The organism is Thalassovita mangrovi, from assembly GCF_009857745.1.
GTDB lineage: Bacteria > Pseudomonadota > Alphaproteobacteria > Rhodobacterales > Rhodobacteraceae > Thalassobius > Thalassobius mangrovi.
In genome coordinates, this window is record NZ_WWEN01000005.1 from 64615 (window position 1) to 80714 (window position 16100).

Consider the following 16100-nt stretch of genomic DNA (forward strand, 5'->3'; position numbering starts at 1 on the left):
TTTGCGTCCCTCCTTACTCAGCCGGAACCAGTTGGTTCGTGGCTTCTACAGCCGGCGCACGCTTCACGGTCATGTACAGGTTGTAGCACATGATGATCGCACCGGTGAGGTAGAGCAGGCCGCCCGTACCACGCACCACATACATCGGGAACTTCGCAGCCACGGTATCGGCGAAGGAGTTCACCAGGAAGCCGTTCGCGTCCACTTCGCGCCACATCAGGCCTTCCATGATACCGGTCACCCACATCGCCGCGGCGTAAAGGATGATGCCGATGGTGGCGAGCCAGAAGTGCCAGCTGACCAGGCTCAGGCTATAGAGCCGTTCACGGTTCCACAGCTTGGGCACCAGGAAGTACAGCGCACCGAAGGTGATCATGCCGTTCCAGCCCAGAGCGCCGGAATGAACGTGACCAATGGTCCAGTCGGTATAGTGCGACAGCGAGTTCACCGCGCGGATCGACATCATCGGACCCTCGAAGGTCGACATGCCGTAGAAGCCGACCGAGATCACCATCATGCGGATGATCGGATCGGTGCGCAGCTTGTCCCAGGCACCCGACAGGGTCATCAGGCCGTTGATCATGCCGCCCCAGGAGGGCATCCACAGCGCGATCGAGAACACCATGCCGAGCGTCGAGGCCCAGTCAGGCAGCGCGGTGTAATGCAGGTGGTGCGGACCGGCCCAGATGTAGATGAAGATCAGCGCCCAGAAGTGGATGATCGACAGCTTATAGGAATAGACCGGGCGTTCGGCCTGTTTCGGCACGAAGTAGTACATCATGCCCAGGAAGCCCGCGGTCAGGAAGAAGCCCACGGCGTTGTGGCCGTACCACCACTGGGTCATCGCGTCTTGCACGCCGGACATGACCTGAACCGATTTCGAACCGAAGATCGACACCGGGATCGCCAGGTTGTTCACCACGTGCAGCATCGCCACGGTGATGATGAAGGACAGGTAGAACCAGTTCGCCACGTAGATATGCGGCTCTTTCCGCTTGACGATGGTGCCCAGGAAAACCGCCAGATAGGCGACCCAGACGATGGTCAGCCACCAGTCGACATACCATTCCGGCTCGGCGTATTCCTTGGACTGGGTCGCGCCCAGCAGGTAGCCGCTCGCGGCCAGGACGATGAACAGCTGATAGCCCCAGAACACGAACCAGGCCAGGTTGCCGCCCCAGAGGCGCGCCGCCGAGGTCCGCTGCACCACGTAGAACGAGGTCGCGATCAGGGCGTTGCCGCCAAAGGCGAAAATCACTGCCGAGGTGTGCAGCGGCCGCATCCGGCCGAAATTCACGAAGCCTTCGGCCCATTCGAAGTTGAGCGCCGGGAAGGCCAGCTGGAAGGCGACCGTCACCCCGACCAGGAACCCGACGACACCCCAGAGTGCGGTGGCGATCACGCCGTAGCGGACCACGCCATCCATATATTCCCCGGAAACATCCCTGCCCGCCGGTTCGTCCGTGCGTCGCAGGATAAATATAAAGGCCACAAACGCGAACAGCGCCGCTTCCAGCGCGTTCACCGTATAGGCCAGATCGCGTCCGTAATTGGCCGCGATCAGCGCCAGAAGCGTGACCAGACCAAGCGCGATCAGCTTGATATAGTTAACCATTTTTCGTCCCTTCGTCTCTGACCCGCACGATTCGTATGCCGCGCAGGCGGTTCCAGACTGGGCGTTTATTGCGCCCGAGGTGGGCTAGATGCCTTGATCTGCATCAAAACCCAACGGTCCTTTTTGTCACGCCTCGCGGGTTTTTATTGACCCGTATCAAAGTCGTATCGAAATCCGACTCGTAATGTGCACCTCATGCGGTCCTGAACCAGAGAGGGAAATCATGGCATATAAAACATTATTCTCGGTGCTGACCGATCCAGACCTCGTAGAACCCGTTCTCGAAAAGGGAATTGCGCTTGCCAATGCGCATGATGCCCATCTCGACGTGCTCTGCCTCGGTGTGGACCGGACCCAGACCGGGTATTACTACGCCGGCGCGAACGCGATGGTGCTGCAGGAAACGATCACCCGCGCCCATGAAGAGGCCAAAGAGGTCGAAGACAAGGTGAAGCAGCGGCTGGGCAACAGCAACATCCGCTGGAACACCGAAATGGGCGTGGCGCAGCTGGCCGATATCGGCCGCCATGTCGCCGCTCATGCCCGGTTTGCCGACCTGGCGGTGCTGCCGCAGCCCTATGGCGAAAACCGCGGTGCCGAACTGGAACCGATCGTCGAGGCGGCCATGTTCGACGGCAAGGTTCCCGCCCTGGTGCTGCCGACCGATGGAAGCGTCGTCACCGATCCCCAGCGGATCATCATCGCCTGGAACGAAAGCAACGAAGCGATGGCCGCCGTGCGCGCCGCTCTGCCGATCCTGCAGGCCGCCGAAGCGGTACGCGTCGTGGTCATCGATCCGCCGACCCACGGCCCGAACCGGTCCGATCCCGGCGGGTTGCTGTCGCAATTCCTGGCCCGCCACGGCATCCGGGCGGAAATCGACGTGCTGTCGAAGACTCTGCCGCGGATTTCCGACGTGATCCTGCGCCACGCGACCGACACCGGCACCGATCTGGTGGTGATGGGCGCCTATGGCCATTCGCGCTTCCGCGAAGCGATCATGGGCGGCGCCACCCGCGACATGCTGGAAAAGGCTCAGTTGCCGGTCTTCATGGCGCATTGATCCGCGCAACCGGACAAATAAAAAGGCGGGCTCCGGCCCGCCTTTGTGCTTTCCGATCGGTGCAACCGGTCAGGCGAACATGCCGCCGTCGCTGTCGTCGCCCGCTTCTTCCATCAGACGGCTGAAATCGGGCACCGTCACGTGACGCTTGCCTTCCAGATGGATCACCCCATCGCGCTTGAGCGCGGAAATCTGGCGGCTGACCGTTTCCAGCGTCAGGCCCAGGTAATCGGCCATCGCTTCGCGGGTCAGCGGCAGGTCGAAGACCAGCGCCCCCTCGGTCGGGCGCAGGTTCAGCGTCGCATCGCGCCGGGCGATGATCGACAGCAGGCTGGCGATCTTTTCGCGCGCGTTCTTGCGCCCCAGCACCAGCATCCATTCGCGCGCCGCATCCAGTTCGTCCAGCGTCATTTCCAGCAGGCGCTGCGCGATATGCGGCGTCCGCTCCATCAGCTGTTCGAAGGGTTTCTTGCGGAAGCAGCACATCACCACATCGGTGGTCGCCACCACGTCATAGGCCGATCCTTCGCGTCCGGGGCGGCCGACGAAATCGCTGGGCAGCAGCAGGCCCACCATCTGGGTGCGGCCGTCTTCCATCGTCTGGGTCAGCGTGGCGATGCCGGACACCACGGATCCCACGAAATCCATCTTGTCGCCGGACCAGATCACCGTCTGACCGGCTTCGAAGTTCCGGTAGTACTTGATCTCTTCCAGTCGTTCCAATTCGTCGGTTTCGCATCGTGCGCATACCGCGCGATGGCGGATTGGGCATTCCTCGCATTCGTGAGGGCTTTTAACTTTCTCATCTTGCAACATAGCTGGACCGTTCGCGCGCTTGATCTGGGTCAAAGTTAACCCAACCTGTTTCTACTAGAGGCTAGGCCCATGGAAACAAAAACGCAACTTGCAAAACTGGGACTGTTTGACGCGAAAGTGCCACGCTACACCAGTTACCCCACGGCACCCCACTTTTCCGGCGATGTCTCCCAAGATGACTTTGTCAATTGGATCAAGGGGGTAGAACCGGACTCAGAAATATCTCTTTACGTCCATGTGCCGTTCTGCCGGCGGCTGTGCTGGTTCTGCGCCTGCCGCACGCAGGGTACCCAGAGCGAAGCCCCGATCATCGCCTACCTGGAGACGCTGAAGGCCGAACTGGCCCTGCTGAAGGGGATTCTGCCCAGGGGTGTCAAACTGTCGCGGCTGCATTGGGGCGGCGGCACGCCGACCCTGCTGTCGCCCGGCATGATGACCGATCTGGCCGGTGCGATCGCCGATGTGGCCCCCTTTGCCGACGGCGCCGAATTCTCGGTCGAAATCGACCCCAATGAAATCGACGATGCCCGCCTCGCCGCGCTGGCCGCCGCCGGGATGAACCGAGCCTCGATCGGGGTGCAGGATTTCGACGACGAGATTCAGCGCACCATCGGCCGGCTGCAGGGCTATGACGTCACCCGCAACGCGGTCGAGGCGATCCGCTCGCACGGCGTCTACAGCCTGAACGCCGACATCCTTTATGGCCTGCCGCATCAGTCGAACGAACGGATCACCGAAAGCGTTCAGAAACTGCTGTCGCTCAATCCCGACAGGGTGGCGCTTTACGGCTATGCCCATGTGCCCTGGATGGCCAAGCGCCAGCAGATGATCCCGTCCGAGGCGCTGCCGACGCCGGAAGAACGGCTGGAGCTGTTCGACACCGCCCGTCGGCTGTTCCTGTGGGACGATTATGTCGAGATCGGCATCGACCATTTCGCCACCAGGAATGACGGTCTGGCGGTCGCCCAGAAGGCCGGCAAGCTGCGGCGCAACTTCCAGGGCTATACCGACGATCAGTCCGACGTGCTGATCGGGGTCGGCGCCTCGTCGATTTCGCGCTTCCCGCAAGGCTACGCCCAGAACAATCCCTCGACCGGCGGCCATACCGCGGCGATCCGCGAAGGCCAGTTCTCCACCTCGCGCGGCCACAAGTTCAGCGACGAAGACATGCTGCGCGGCCGGATCATCGAAATGCTGATGTGCGATTTCACCGTTCACACCGATGAATTGCTCGATCGCTTCGAGGTCAGCCGCGACACGCTGGACGCGATGTTCAGGGTGGCCGAGGACCGGTTCGAAGGCATCCTGGAACGCCACGGTCCGGATCTCTACATCCCGCCCGAAGCCCGTCCGCTGACCCGGATGATCGCGCGCGCCTTCGACGCCTACGACCTGTCGCGGGCCGGGCACAGCGCGGCGATCTGACCAAGCGGCGGGGGGCGAAATCCGCATCGGATTTCGCGGCGTTTTCTGGCTCAGAAAACGCCGGCCATGCTGCTAGGATGCGCGCCATGCGGATCGCCACCTTCAACCTGCAGAACATGCGCCTGCGCGGGGACCACCTGGATGGTGCCCGCGACGGCGACGTGCCGGAAGATCGCGGCCCGCAGGCCGAGGCGCTGGACCCGGCCGACCGCGCCCTGACCGCGCAGGTCATAAGCGAAGCCGATGCAGACGTGGTCGCGGTGCAGGAGGTTTTCGATCAGGCCACGCTGGATCATTTCAACGCCCATGACTTGGCCCCCATCGGGGCGGATTACCCGTTCCGCGCCTGCCTGCCCGGCAATGACGGGCGCGGGCTGGACGTGGGGGTGATGTCGCGGATCGAACCTTCCCGGGTGACATCCCATGCGCAATTGACCCCGGCCGATCTGGGGATGCATTTCGACGGGCTGGCCGACGAGTTGCCGATTTTCCGCCGCGATGTGCTGCTGGCCGAAATCGGCCCTCTGACGCTGTTCATTTGCCATTTCAAGGCGCCCTACCCGGATACAGAACTGGTCCGGGCGATCCGGCGGGCCGAGGCGCGCGCGCTGCGCGCGCTGGTCGAACGCGCCTTTCCCGATCCTGAACGGGGGCTTTGGATGATCCTCGGCGATCTGAACGAACCGGCCCGCAATGAAAACCACGAAGCGGCCATCGCCCCGCTGCGCGGCGGTTTCGCCATCGACCTGCTAGACCGTATCCCGCGCGAAGACCGCTGGTCCTGGCACAATCCGTTCGAACATCTTTACGGCCATCCCGACGCGATGCTGGCCAGCCCGGAACTGGCCCGGCGCTGGCCCGATGCGGTACCCCGGATCATCCGCAGCGGCATGGGGCTGGAAACCCGCCGCAACGAGGGCCCGCACCTGCCCAGCGTCGGGTATCACCGTCCCCATGCCAGCGATCACGCGGCGGTGGTGGTGGAGCTGGAAGGGATTTGAAGCGGGAGCGAAGCCGGGCCAGCGCCAGTCCGCGGGGTGGCGCTGCTTACCTCTGAGCATGGCAGTTTATCCAGCCACATCCGCGCGCCCCATCTGCGGCAGAACCAGCCTCTCCAAAGCGCCAGCCCGTCCGGTCGGACTGGCGCTGGCCCGGCGACCTGATGGCCTTGTTCCGGGCCGGGGTTTCTGCGCCCCTTTAGCGGCTGGAATCCATCGCCGCCGCCAGCAGCGTCCGGGCATAATCGGTCTGCGGATTGTCGAACAGCGCCTGCGCCGGCCCCGCCTCGACCACATCGCCCTGTTTCATCACAATCATCTTGTGGCTCATCGCGCGCACCACGTTCAGGTCGTGGCTGATGAACAGATAGGCCAGCCCGTGCTTTTCCTGCAGCTGCCGCAACAGATCGACGATCTGCACCTGCACCGTCATGTCCAGCGCGCTGGTCGGTTCGTCCAGCACCAGCAGCCGCGGCCGCAGGATCATCGCCCGGGCAATCGCGATGCGCTGGCGCTGACCGCCGGAAAATTCATGCGGGTAGCGGTGCATCGTGGCGGGGTCCAATCCGACCTCCTCCATCACCTCCGCCACCATGTCGCGGCGGTCGCGGCCTGGATCGACGCCGTGCACGCTCAGCCCTTCGGCGATGATCTGTTCGCAGGTCATCCGCGGCGACAGGCTGCCGAACGGGTCCTGGAACACGATCTGCATTTCCTTGCGCAGCGCGCGAAGTTGCTTGGTGGACCAGCCGCGCACATCCTGCCCGTCGAAGCTGATACCGCCTTCGGAGCCGATCAGCCGCATGATCGCCAGCGCCAGCGTGGTCTTGCCCGACCCGCTTTCGCCGACAATGCCCAGCGTTTCGCCCTCGCGCACGCTGATCGTGGCGTCGTTCACCGCCTTCACATGGCCGACGACCTTCTTGAAGAACCCCTGCTGGATCGGGAACCAGACGCGCAAGGCGTCGGTCCGCACCAGTTCCTTGCCGCCCTCCGGCACCGCCACCGGCTGTCCCGAGGGACGGGCCGACAGCAGCTTCCTGGTATAGGGGTGCTGCGGGTTGGCGAAAATCTCGGCGGTGGGGCCGGATTCGACGATCTCGCCATCCTTCATCACGCAGACCTTGTCGGCGATTCGCCGCACGATGCCCAGGTCGTGGGTGATGAACAAAAGCCCCATGTTTTCGGTCTGCTTCAGCTCGGCCAGCAGTTCGAGGATCTGCGCCTGAATCGTCACGTCCAGCGCCGTGGTAGGTTCGTCGGCGATCAGGATATCGGGCTTGTTGGCCAGCGCCATGGCGATCATCACCCGCTGCCGCTGCCCGCCGGACAGCTGGTGCGGATAGGCGCCAAGGCGGCTTTCGGCGTCGCGGATACCGACCTTCGTGAGCAGTTCCAGCACCCGCGCGCGGGCCGCATCGCCCACCACCGACTGGTGCAGCGCCAGGGATTCCGTCAGCTGCCGCTCGATCGTGTGCAGCGGGTTCAGCGACGTCATCGGCTCCTGGAAGATGAAGCTGATATCGTTGCCCCGCACCCGGCGCAGCAACTTGTCGGGCGCGCCGATCATCTGCTGCCCATCATAGGTGACCGACCCGCCGACCTGCGCCACGTCGCCCAGCAGCGACACGGTGGACAGCGCGGTGACCGATTTGCCCGACCCGGATTCGCCCACCAGGGCGACGGTTTCGCCCCGGTCGACGCTGAAGGACACGCCCTTGACCGCCATATGGGTCTTGCCGTCCTGGCGGAAGCTGACGGTCAGGTCCTTGACCTCAAGAATGCTCATAAAGACCTCATCGCGTTCAGCATGATCACGCCCCAGACCGCGCCGCCGATGGTGAAGGACAGCCCGAACCAGTTCAGCGGCCGCGCCTGCCAGCGCATCAGCGCGGCATAGAGCACCGACAAGGCCATCGGGCCAAAGGGCACCGCCCAAAGCCACAGCAGCCTGCCAAGGCTACGCCCGGACAGGTCGGCGCCCAGCAATCCGAAGCCGATCCAGCCCAGCACGGCGACCGACACGGCGACCGCCGTTCCGCTCAGCCCGTTCAGGGTGCATTGCCATTTGGAGGCACAGACGGGCGCGCTCATTGAAACGTCTTCCTCGGGTCGAAGGCATCGCGCACGCCCTCGAAGATGAACACCAGCAGCGACAACATCACCGCGAAGACGGTGAAGGCGGTGAAGGCCAGCCACGGCGCTTGCAGGTTCTGTTTCGCCTGCAGGGTCAGCTCACCCAAGCTGGGCGCCGAGGACGGCAACCCGAAGCCCAGGAAATCGAGGCTCGCCAGCGTTGCGATGGTGCCGGTGACGATGAAGGGCAGCATGGTCAGCGTCGCCACCATCGCGTTGGGCAGCATGTGACGGAACATGATCACCCGGTTCGACACGCCAAGCGCCTTGGCCGCACGCACATATTCCAGGTTCCGCGCGCGCAGGAATTCGGCCCGCACCACGCCCACCAAGGCGGTCCAGCCGAACAGCACAGTGATGAACACCAGCAGCCAGAAACTGCGCCCCAGAATGGCGAACAGGATGATGATGACGTAAAGCGACGGCGTGGCGCTCCATATCTCGATCAACCGCTGGAAAATCAGGTCAAGCCAGCCGCCGAAATAGCCCTGCAACGCGCCCGCGATGATGCCGACCACGCTGGCCAGAGAGGTGACGATCAGGGTGAACAGGATCGACAGCCGGAAACCATAGATGACACGCGCCACCACGTCGCGCTTGGTGTCGTCGGTGCCGAGCCAGTTCATTTCATTCGGCGGCAGCGGCGCCGCTCCGGGCCGGTCCACCGTGGTGTGGTAACTGTAGGGGATCGGCGGCCAGAGCGCCCAGCCGCGTTCGAACCCGTCCGTGCCCGCGTCGAACCTGCCTTCCTGAATCGCCTCGGCCATCTCTTCGGGGTCGTCGAAACAGTCTTCCAACCCGCCCGACAGGATCAGGCATTGCACTTCCGGATCGCGATAGGCCGCCTCGGTCTGGAAATCGCCGCCGAACGCGGTTTCGGGATAGAAGCGGAAGATCGGCGCATAGAAATCGCCGCGGTATTTCACCAGGATCGGTTTGTCATTGGCGATGAATTCGGCGCAGAGCGACAGGCCGAACAGGATCGCGAACACGATCAGCGACCAGAAGGCGCGGCGATTGCGCTTGAAATTGTTCCAGCGGCGCTGGTTGAGCGGGGACAATGCCATCAGCCTTCCCTCTTCTCGAAATCGATGCGCGGGTCGACGATCACGTACATCATGTCCGACAGGATGCCGACCACCAGCCCGATCAGGCCGAATATGAACAGCGTGCCGAAGATCACCGGGTAATCGCGCGCCACCGCCGCCTCGAACCCCAACCGGCCCAGACCGTCGAGGCTGAAGATCGTTTCGATGATCAGCGACCCGCCGAAGAACACGCCGATGAACACCGCCGGGAAGCCCGCGATCACGATCAGCATCGCGTTGCGGAACACGTGGCCGTAGAGCACCCGCCGTTCGGTCAGCCCCTTGGCGCGGGCGGTCATCACGTAGTGTTTCTTGATCTCGTCGAGGAAGCTGTTCTTGGTCAGCAGCGTCAGCGTGGCGAAGGCCGCGATGGTCGAGGCCAGAACCGGCAGCGCGATATGCCAGAAATAATCCAGCACCTTGCCGACCAGCGACAGGTCCGCCCAATTGTCCGAGGTCAGCCCCCTGAGCGGGAAGACCTGCCAATAACTGCCGCCCGCGAACAGCACCAGAAGCAGGATCGCGAACAGGAAACCGGGGATCGCATAGGCCACGATGATCACGGCGCTGGTCCAGGTGTCGAACCGGCCGCCATCCTGCACCGCCTTGCGAATGCCCAGCGGGATCGAAATCGCATAGGCGATCAGGGTCGACCACAGGCCAAGCGTGATCGACACCGGCATCTTTTCCAGCACCAGGTCGGTGACGCTGATCGACCGGAAATAGCTTTCGCCGAAATCCAGCCGCATGTAGTTCCACATCATGGAGAAGAACCGTTCCAGCGGCGGTTTGTCGAAGCCGAATTCCTTTTCCAGCTCGGCGATGAATTCCGGCGGCAAACCGCGCGACCCGGCATATTCGCTTTCCGACGCCCCGGCCCCGGCGCCCGCCCCGGCGTCGCCGCCGCCGGCAATGCCTTCGAACACGTCGCCCTGGCCCTGCACCTGCGCGATGATCTGTTCGATCGGCCCGCCCGGCACGAATTGCACCAGCGCGAAATTGATCACCATGATCCCGATCAGCGTCGGGATCACCAGCAACAAGCGGCGAAGAATATAGGCTCCCATTCTGCTGCCTTACCGGATTGCGCCGGCGTCGATCAACGCCTGATGTTTTTCCGGGTTGAACCACCACAGGCCCATTTCCCCCAGCGAGGTTTTCGGCGGGGTGTCGCCATAGGGGCGTTCATACATGTCGAAATAGGCGATGTTGTGCACCGGCTTGTACCATTGCGGCACCCAGATATGCATCGCCCGCAGCACCCGGTCCAGCGCCTTGACCGCGGTGTTCAGTTCCTCGCGCGACTTGGCGTTTTCGATCACCTTGATCAGCGCGTCCACCGCTTCGTTCTTCACCCCCGCGATGTTGCTGGAACCCTGCGCATCGGCGGCTTCGGACCCGAAGATGCCGCGCAATTCGATCCCCGGCGTCTGCGACATCGAATAGCGGCGCACGGTGATGTCGAATTCGAACTTCTTCTCGCGCTCCTGCAGCTGCGCATTGTCGACGCGGTTGTAAACGGCCTCGACCCCCAGCCGCTTCAGGTTCTCGACGTAAGGATTGAAAATGCGCTCGAAGGACGGGCTGTCGTTCAGCATCTCGATCCGCAGCCTCTCGCCCTTGGCGTTGACCCGGATACCGTCGTCGCCCACGGTCCAGCCGGCGTCTTCCAGCAGCTTTCCGGCGCGGCGCAGCATCTTGCGGTCGGCCACCTTGTCAGGGCTCGACACGGCGGGCACGAAGGCCGGTTCGGTGAACACGGTTTCTGGCACATAGTCCCGCAGTGGTTCCAGCAGCGCCAGTTCCGCCTCGGACGGCATGCCCTCGGCCTGCATGTCCGAATTTTCCCAGAAACTGTCGGTGCGTTCATAGAGGCCGTAGAACAGGCTTTCGTTCGACCATTCGAAATTGAACGCCATCGAAATCGCTTCGCGCACGCGCGGATCGGCAAAGATCGGGCGGCGCAGATTGAACCACCAGCCTTGCGTGCCAGCCGGGCGGCCGTCGGGCAGGGTTTCCACCTTCACCCAGCCCTTTTGGATCGCCGGGAAATCATAGGCCGTGGCCCAGAGCAGCGACAGGAATTCCTCGCGGTAGCTATAGGCGCCGCCCTTGAACGCCTCGAAGGCCGAGGTGTAATCGGCATAATATTCCACCGTCAGGACGTCGAAATTGTTCTGCCCGACATTCACGTTCAGGTCCTTGGCCCAGTAATCGTCGCGCCGCTTGTAGCTGACCGACCGGCCCGGATCGACCGACAGCAATTCGTAGGGCCCCGATCCCAGCGGCGGCTCAAGCGTGGATTCGGCGAAATCGCGGGTCGCGTAATAGGCCTTGGAAAAGATCGGCAGCCCCCCGGCGGTCATGATCAGCTCGCGCAGCGGGCCGTCGGGGCTGAAGGTGAATTTCACCCGTGTGTCGTCCAGCGCCTCGACGCTTTGGAAATCCTTGAACAGCACCTTGTAGACCGGCACCCCCTTGTCGCGCAGCGCCTCGTAGGAAAACACCACGTCCTCAGCGGTGATCGGGGTGTCGTCCCAGAACTTGGCCTCGGGGCGGATGTGGAAGATCACCCATTCGCGGTTCTCGGGATATTCCAGCCAATCCGCAACCAGCCCGTAACCCGCATCCGGTTCATCCAGGTTGCCGCTCAGCAGGCTGTCGAAGAAGACCGAGGACATCGCCGCCGCGTTGCCCTTCAGGATATAGGGCGACAGGCTGTCGAACGTGCCCGGCGACCAGGTCGAAAACTCGCCGCCCTTGGGCGCGTCGGGATTGACGTAATCGAAATGCGCGAAACCCTCGTCATATTTCAGATCGCCGAAGGCGGAAATCCCGTGGCTGTGGATGATCTTTTCCTCGGCCCGAAGCGGCAGCGCCAGCAGTGCCAGGCACAGCACCATCAGCATCGTCATCACGCGCCATAGCGCCGGCAGCGGGGCGGCTTTCACGGTGGATCGTTTCGCTTCTTCACGGCGGGTTCGGATCATCTGGACGCTCCTGCACGGATTTCTGTGTTTCAGCCAAGCTATAGGCACCGCCGAGAGGTTCAAGACAAGATTGTCTGAACACTCCGTGAATTCCGCCACCCGCACAGCAAAAAGCCGCCGCCCCTGCGGGCGGCGGCTTCGAAACTCGGGTCGGATCGGCCGGGCTTAGTTAACCAGGCTCTCCAGATAGGCCACCACGTTGGCGCGGTCGGCTTCTTTCTTCAGACCGGCGAAGGACATCTTGGTGCCCGGTGCGAACCCTTTCGGGTTGGTCAGGAAGTGGTTCAGGTTTTCCGGGGTCCAGACATCGGCCACCGCAACCAGCTTGCCGGAATAGCCGAAGCCTTCCATCGACCCGACATTGCGGCCGACAACACCATAGAGCGACGGGCCGGTTGCATTCGCGCCGGGCTCGATCTTGTGGCACGCCTTGCATTTCGAGAAGATCTTTTCGCCCTTGGCAACATCGGCCGAGGCCAGCAGTTCTTCGAAGCTGGGCCCATCGGCGGCCGCTGCGGCGTGACCGTCGGCTTCGCCGGTATCGATGACATAGGCCTGTTCATGGCCTTCACCGTGGCCGCCTCCCATCGAATAAAGCGAGTCAGCCGCCCAGTTGCCGAGCAGGAACACCAGAAGCGTACCGCAGAGCGCGCCACCGGCCTTCGTAAGGGTCATCGTATCAAGCATTGGGGTCAATCCGTTTCGTGTCTGTCGGCGCGTGTGTATCCGCTTCCCCTTGTTCAGTGCAAGGTGTAGTTTACGCGACCAGACGCCTTAGCGGCGCAAAGTGACAGGAAAAACAACATATGACCCAGCGGATTGCCTTTCAAGGAGAGCCCGGCGCCTATTCTCACGAAGCCTGCCACCAGGCCCGCCCCGACATGGAAGCCCTGCCCTGCCGCACCTTCGAGGACGTGATCGGCGCCGTGCGCAGCGGCGAGGCCGATCTGGCCATGCTGCCGATCGAGAATTCGACCTATGGCCGGGTTGCCGATATTCACCGGCTGCTGCCCGAAAGCGGGCTGCATATCGTCGACGAAACCTTCGTGCGGGTGCGGATCGCGCTGATGGCCAATCCCGGCGTCACGCTGGAGCAGGTCAAGACGGTGAGCGCCCATCTGGTGCTGCTGCCGCAAAGCGCCAACTTCCTGAAACTGCACGGTATCCGCGGCGAAGCCTATGCCGACAGCGCCGGCGCGGCGGCGGTGCTGGCCGAAACCGGCGCCACCGATCGCGGCGTGCTGGCCTCGGAACTGGCGGCCGAGATTTACGGGCTAAACGTGCTGGCCCGCGATGTCGAAGACCACGGCCACAACACCACCCGATTCCTGGTGATGTCGCGCGAACCGAACCATGCGCGGCGCGGCGATACCGGAATGATGACCACCTTCGTGTTCCGGGTCCGCAACATCCCGGCGGCGCTGTACAAGGCGATGGGCGGCTTTGCCACCAACGGCGTGAACATGACCAAGCTGGAAAGCTACATGGTCGGCGGGTCCTTCACCGCGACCCAGTTCTATGCCGATATCGAAGGCCACCCCGACGATCCCAACGTCAAGCTGGCGCTAGAGGAACTGGAATACTTCACCACCCACCTGAAGATTCTCGGCGTCTACCCGGCCGAGAAGCGCCACCACTGAGGAGAGGCGAATCTTGCGCAGATTTCGCCCCCCCTGAAACGCAAACACCCCGCCACTGGCGGGGTGTTTTGTTTCTGTCGATCAGTGACGCGGCTTAGTGCAGCTTGGCGTCGACTTCCTCGATGGCCGCGTCGATCAGCTTGTTGCCGGCGGCGGCGGTCATCTTCTTGGCGATCACGTCGTTGGCGGCGCCAACGGCGATGTTGATCGCCGCGTCGCGGACTTCACGGACAGCCGAAGCTTCGGCCGATGCGATCTGGTCCTGTGCGGCCTGCAGACGGCGGGCGATGGATTTCTCCAGCTCGGCCTTGGCCTGCTCGGCGAAGATGGCGGCCTCGTCCTTGGCATGCGCCACGATACGGTCGGCCTGTTCCTGGACTTCCTGCTGCTTGCGCTCATAAGACGCCAGCACGGCCTGGGCTTCCTCGCGCAGGGCGCGGGCTTCGTCCAGTTCCGACTTGATGCCCTCGGCGCGCTTGTCCAGCATCCCGCCCAGCATGCCGGGCACCTTGAAGTAGAACAGCACCGCGATGAACAGCAGGAACGCCAGCAGCACAATGAAGTTGGTATTGTGCAGCGAGAAGAACGGGCCCGAGGCGGCGAAGGCGGGGCTGGCCGCGGTCAGAGCGAAAAGAACTGCCAGTTTACGCATCTCTTATCCCTCCATCCGGGCAGCCACGGCTGCTTCCACGGTTTTCGCATCGGCGTCGCTGCCCAGGGCGGCGACGATTTCCGCGGCGGTGTCCTTGGCAACATCCTTGATGCTGTCCACGGCGCCGGCGCGAATTTCGGCGATGGCTTTTTCGCTCTCGGCCAGCTTTTCACCGATCTGAGCGTCTGCCTTGGCGACAGCCGCGTCGAGCTCGGCCTGCATTTCGGCCTTGGTTTCGGCGGCGATGCGCTGTGCCTCGGCACGCGCTTCGGCCAGGGCCTTGTTATAGGCCTCTTCCGCTTCAACCGCTTTCGCCTTCAGCTCTTCGGCCTTGGCGATATCGTTGGTAATGGTCCCCTGACGCTCGGCCAGAACCGCAGCGATGCGGGGCAGCGCGATGCGCGACAGGACGAAATAGATCACGACCAGCGTGACCAGAAGCCAGAAAATCTGGTTGCCCCAGTTGGTAAAGTCCAGCTGCGGCATGCCGGGTGCGGAAGCGGCTGCTTCGTGCGCCCCGTTCATGGCCTCAGCGGCATGTTCTGCGGCTTCGTGCGTTTCAGTCGCCATAACGTCCTCCTTGGGAACTTCCGATTACCGGGCGGGCGCATCGCGCCCCCCCGGCCGTAAGGATGTGTTCCGTAAGGATTAGACGGCGAACATCAGCAGCAGAGCGACGAGGAACGAGAAGATCCCCAGAGCTTCTGCGAATGCGATGCCGATGAACAGGGTCGCGGTCTGCGACGCGGCTGCCGACGGGTTGCGCAGTGCGCCTGCCAGGTAGTTACCTGCAACGTTGCCAACACCGATTGCGGCTGCGCCCGAACCGATTGCTGCCAGGCCTGCGCCGATGTGTGCCAGATCGCCTTCCATGATGTATCTCCTTACGATTGGAAGTTGGATAGATAGGGTTCTTAAGTCGGACCTTAGTGCGACGGATGCAGCGCATCCTTCAGATACACGCAGGTCAGAATGGTGAACACGTAGGCCTGGATGAAGGCCACCAGGACCTCGAGACCGTACATGGCGGTGATCGCGACCACCGAAACCGGGCTGACGACAGCGATCGCTGCGAAGCCGGCGAAAACCTTGATCACCGCGTGGCCCGCCATCACGTTACCAGCAAGACGAATGCTGTGGCTGACGGGGCGCACGAAGTAAGAAATCAGTTCGATCACGGCCAGGATCGGGCGCAGCGGCAGCGGCGCCGAGCTGACCCAGAACAGGCCGAGGAAGCCGATGCCGTTCTTGACGAAACCGACGATGGTGACGGTCAGGAACACCAGCAGCGCCAGCACCACGGTAACCGCGAAATGCGAGGTGGTGGTGAAGCTCATCGGGATCAGGCCGAGGAAGTTGGCGAAGACGATGAACATGAACAGGGTCATGATGTAGGGGAAGAACTTCAGCCCGTCCTTACCGGCGACGTCTTCGACCATCTTGTAGATGAAGCCATAGGCCAGTTCGCCTACCGACTGGCTGCGCGACGGGATCATGGCGCGGCGCGAGGTGCCCAGCACCATCATCGCGATCACGGCCAGGACGGCGACAGCCATCCACAGGGTCACGTTGGTGATGGTGTACCATGCGATCTCGTCGCCGCCGAACAGCGGCTTGACGATGAACTGATCCATCGGGTGGAAAACCAGACCACCGGTTTCAGCGCCATGTGCTTCG

Annotated in this window: 16 protein-coding genes; 4 read left to right on the forward strand and 12 right to left on the reverse strand. The window is 62.9% G+C overall.

Annotated features, from left to right (window positions below; all coding sequences use genetic code 11):
- Positions 1-13 precede the first annotated feature (13 nt).
- Positions 14-1615, reverse strand: coding sequence for a cytochrome-c oxidase, cbb3-type subunit I (gene ccoN / locus GR167_RS12530; RefSeq protein ID WP_160973947.1), 1602 nt, complete (start codon positions 1613-1615; stop codon positions 14-16).
- Positions 1616-1838: 223 nt separating this feature from the next.
- On the opposite strand from ccoN, the gene GR167_RS12535 reads away from it, so the two are divergent.
- Entirely contained in the window at positions 1839-2678 is an 840-nt protein-coding gene (locus GR167_RS12535; RefSeq protein ID WP_160973949.1) for a universal stress protein, read from the forward strand.
- 69 nt (positions 2679-2747) lie between these two features.
- On the opposite strand, the gene fnrL is transcribed toward GR167_RS12535, so the two are convergent.
- The gene (fnrL, locus tag GR167_RS12540) at positions 2748-3494 is read right to left on the reverse strand and encodes a transcriptional regulator FnrL (RefSeq protein ID WP_160973951.1); all 747 of its coding nucleotides are present in this window, start codon (positions 3492-3494) and stop codon (positions 2748-2750) included.
- A gap of 69 nt (positions 3495-3563) precedes the next feature.
- Between fnrL and hemN the strand changes: the two genes are divergently transcribed.
- Together hemN and GR167_RS12550 are read left to right on the forward strand one after the other, a co-directional pair.
- On the forward strand, positions 3564-4919 hold the full coding sequence (hemN, locus tag GR167_RS12545) for an oxygen-independent coproporphyrinogen III oxidase (RefSeq protein WP_160973953.1): 1356 nt from the start codon (positions 3564-3566) through the stop codon (positions 4917-4919).
- 86 nt (positions 4920-5005) lie between these two features.
- Entirely contained in the window at positions 5006-5920 is a 915-nt protein-coding gene (locus tag GR167_RS12550; protein WP_160973955.1) for an endonuclease/exonuclease/phosphatase family protein, read from the forward strand.
- A gap of 196 nt (positions 5921-6116) precedes the next feature.
- Here GR167_RS12550 and GR167_RS12555 read toward each other — a convergent pair whose 3' ends face one another.
- From GR167_RS12555 to GR167_RS12580, 6 genes are all read right to left on the reverse strand, one after another.
- On the reverse strand, positions 6117-7706 hold the full coding sequence (locus tag GR167_RS12555) for an ABC transporter ATP-binding protein (protein ID WP_160973957.1): 1590 nt from the start codon (positions 7704-7706) through the stop codon (positions 6117-6119).
- Positions 7703-8011, reverse strand: coding sequence for a hypothetical protein (locus GR167_RS12560; protein WP_160973958.1), 309 nt, complete (start codon positions 8009-8011; stop codon positions 7703-7705). The genes GR167_RS12555 and GR167_RS12560 overlap by 4 nt, the downstream gene beginning before the upstream one ends.
- Positions 8008-9120 (reverse strand): ABC transporter permease, encoded by a 1113-nt coding sequence (locus tag GR167_RS12565; RefSeq protein ID WP_160973959.1) that lies wholly within the window; start codon positions 9118-9120, stop codon positions 8008-8010. Before GR167_RS12565 ends, GR167_RS12560 begins: the two co-directional genes overlap by 4 nt.
- On the reverse strand, positions 9120-10208 hold the full coding sequence (locus tag GR167_RS12570; RefSeq protein WP_160973960.1) for a microcin C ABC transporter permease YejB: 1089 nt from the start codon (positions 10206-10208) through the stop codon (positions 9120-9122). The genes GR167_RS12565 and GR167_RS12570 overlap by 1 nt, the downstream gene beginning before the upstream one ends.
- Before the next feature lie 9 nt (positions 10209-10217).
- Positions 10218-12131 carry an extracellular solute-binding protein gene (locus GR167_RS12575; RefSeq protein WP_160973961.1) on the reverse strand — a complete coding sequence of 638 codons (1914 nt, stop codon included), beginning with the start codon at positions 12129-12131 and terminating at the stop codon, positions 10218-10220.
- A gap of 165 nt (positions 12132-12296) precedes the next feature.
- Positions 12297-12818, reverse strand: a complete 522-nt coding sequence (locus GR167_RS12580) for a c-type cytochrome (RefSeq protein ID WP_160973962.1) — start codon at positions 12816-12818, stop codon at positions 12297-12299.
- A 119-nt stretch (positions 12819-12937) separates the two neighbouring features.
- Here GR167_RS12580 and GR167_RS12585 point away from each other — a divergent pair, with 119 nt between their 5' ends.
- Complete coding sequence (locus GR167_RS12585) at positions 12938-13771, forward strand: prephenate dehydratase (protein WP_160973963.1); 834 nt, start codon at positions 12938-12940, stop codon at positions 13769-13771.
- Between the two features lie 94 nt (positions 13772-13865).
- Here GR167_RS12585 and GR167_RS12590 read toward each other — a convergent pair whose 3' ends face one another.
- From GR167_RS12590 to GR167_RS12605, 4 genes are all read right to left on the reverse strand, one after another.
- Entirely contained in the window at positions 13866-14423 is a 558-nt protein-coding gene (locus tag GR167_RS12590) for a F0F1 ATP synthase subunit B (protein ID WP_160973964.1), read from the reverse strand.
- A gap of 3 nt (positions 14424-14426) precedes the next feature.
- Entirely contained in the window at positions 14427-14993 is a 567-nt protein-coding gene (locus GR167_RS12595) for a F0F1 ATP synthase subunit B' (RefSeq protein ID WP_160973965.1), read from the reverse strand.
- A 78-nt stretch (positions 14994-15071) separates the two neighbouring features.
- The gene (locus tag GR167_RS12600) at positions 15072-15296 is read right to left on the reverse strand and encodes a F0F1 ATP synthase subunit C (RefSeq protein WP_136340256.1); all 225 of its coding nucleotides are present in this window, start codon (positions 15294-15296) and stop codon (positions 15072-15074) included.
- 53 nt (positions 15297-15349) lie between these two features.
- Positions 15350-16057: a F0F1 ATP synthase subunit A gene (locus tag GR167_RS12605; protein WP_212769967.1), complete on the reverse strand. Its 708-nt coding sequence runs from the start codon at positions 16055-16057 to the stop codon at positions 15350-15352.
- Positions 16058-16100: the final 43 nt, after the last annotated feature.

What these genes read in the sequence shown, in the direction of transcription:
- GR167_RS12595 (WP_160973965.1), bottom strand. Translation starts at nt 14,993, where the DNA reads ATGGCGACTGAAACGCACGAAGCCGCAGAACATGCCGCTGAGGCCATG.
- GR167_RS12535 (WP_160973949.1), top strand. Translation starts at nt 1,839, where the DNA reads ATGGCATATAAAACATTATTCTCGGTGCTGACCGATCCAGACCTCGTA.
- GR167_RS12580 (WP_160973962.1), bottom strand. Translation starts at nt 12,818, where the DNA reads ATGCTTGATACGATGACCCTTACGAAGGCCGGTGGCGCGCTCTGCGGT.
- ccoN (WP_160973947.1), bottom strand. Translation starts at nt 1,615, where the DNA reads ATGGTTAACTATATCAAGCTGATCGCGCTTGGTCTGGTCACGCTTCTG.
- GR167_RS12555 (WP_160973957.1), bottom strand. Translation starts at nt 7,706, where the DNA reads ATGAGCATTCTTGAGGTCAAGGACCTGACCGTCAGCTTCCGCCAGGAC.
- GR167_RS12565 (WP_160973959.1), bottom strand. Translation starts at nt 9,120, where the DNA reads ATGGCATTGTCCCCGCTCAACCAGCGCCGCTGGAACAATTTCAAGCGC.
- hemN (WP_160973953.1), top strand. Translation starts at nt 3,564, where the DNA reads ATGGAAACAAAAACGCAACTTGCAAAACTGGGACTGTTTGACGCGAAA.
- GR167_RS12585 (WP_160973963.1), top strand. Translation starts at nt 12,938, where the DNA reads ATGACCCAGCGGATTGCCTTTCAAGGAGAGCCCGGCGCCTATTCTCAC.
- GR167_RS12605 (WP_212769967.1), bottom strand. Translation starts at nt 16,057, where the DNA reads ATGGATCAGTTCATCGTCAAGCCGCTGTTCGGCGGCGACGAGATCGCA.
- GR167_RS12600 (WP_136340256.1), bottom strand. Translation starts at nt 15,296, where the DNA reads ATGGAAGGCGATCTGGCACACATCGGCGCAGGCCTGGCAGCAATCGGT.
- fnrL (WP_160973951.1), bottom strand. Translation starts at nt 3,494, where the DNA reads ATGTTGCAAGATGAGAAAGTTAAAAGCCCTCACGAATGCGAGGAATGC.
- GR167_RS12570 (WP_160973960.1), bottom strand. Translation starts at nt 10,208, where the DNA reads ATGGGAGCCTATATTCTTCGCCGCTTGTTGCTGGTGATCCCGACGCTG.
- GR167_RS12590 (WP_160973964.1), bottom strand. Translation starts at nt 14,423, where the DNA reads ATGCGTAAACTGGCAGTTCTTTTCGCTCTGACCGCGGCCAGCCCCGCC.
- GR167_RS12575 (WP_160973961.1), bottom strand. Translation starts at nt 12,131, where the DNA reads ATGATCCGAACCCGCCGTGAAGAAGCGAAACGATCCACCGTGAAAGCC.
- GR167_RS12550 (WP_160973955.1), top strand. Translation starts at nt 5,006, where the DNA reads ATGCGGATCGCCACCTTCAACCTGCAGAACATGCGCCTGCGCGGGGAC.
- GR167_RS12560 (WP_160973958.1), bottom strand. Translation starts at nt 8,011, where the DNA reads ATGAGCGCGCCCGTCTGTGCCTCCAAATGGCAATGCACCCTGAACGGG.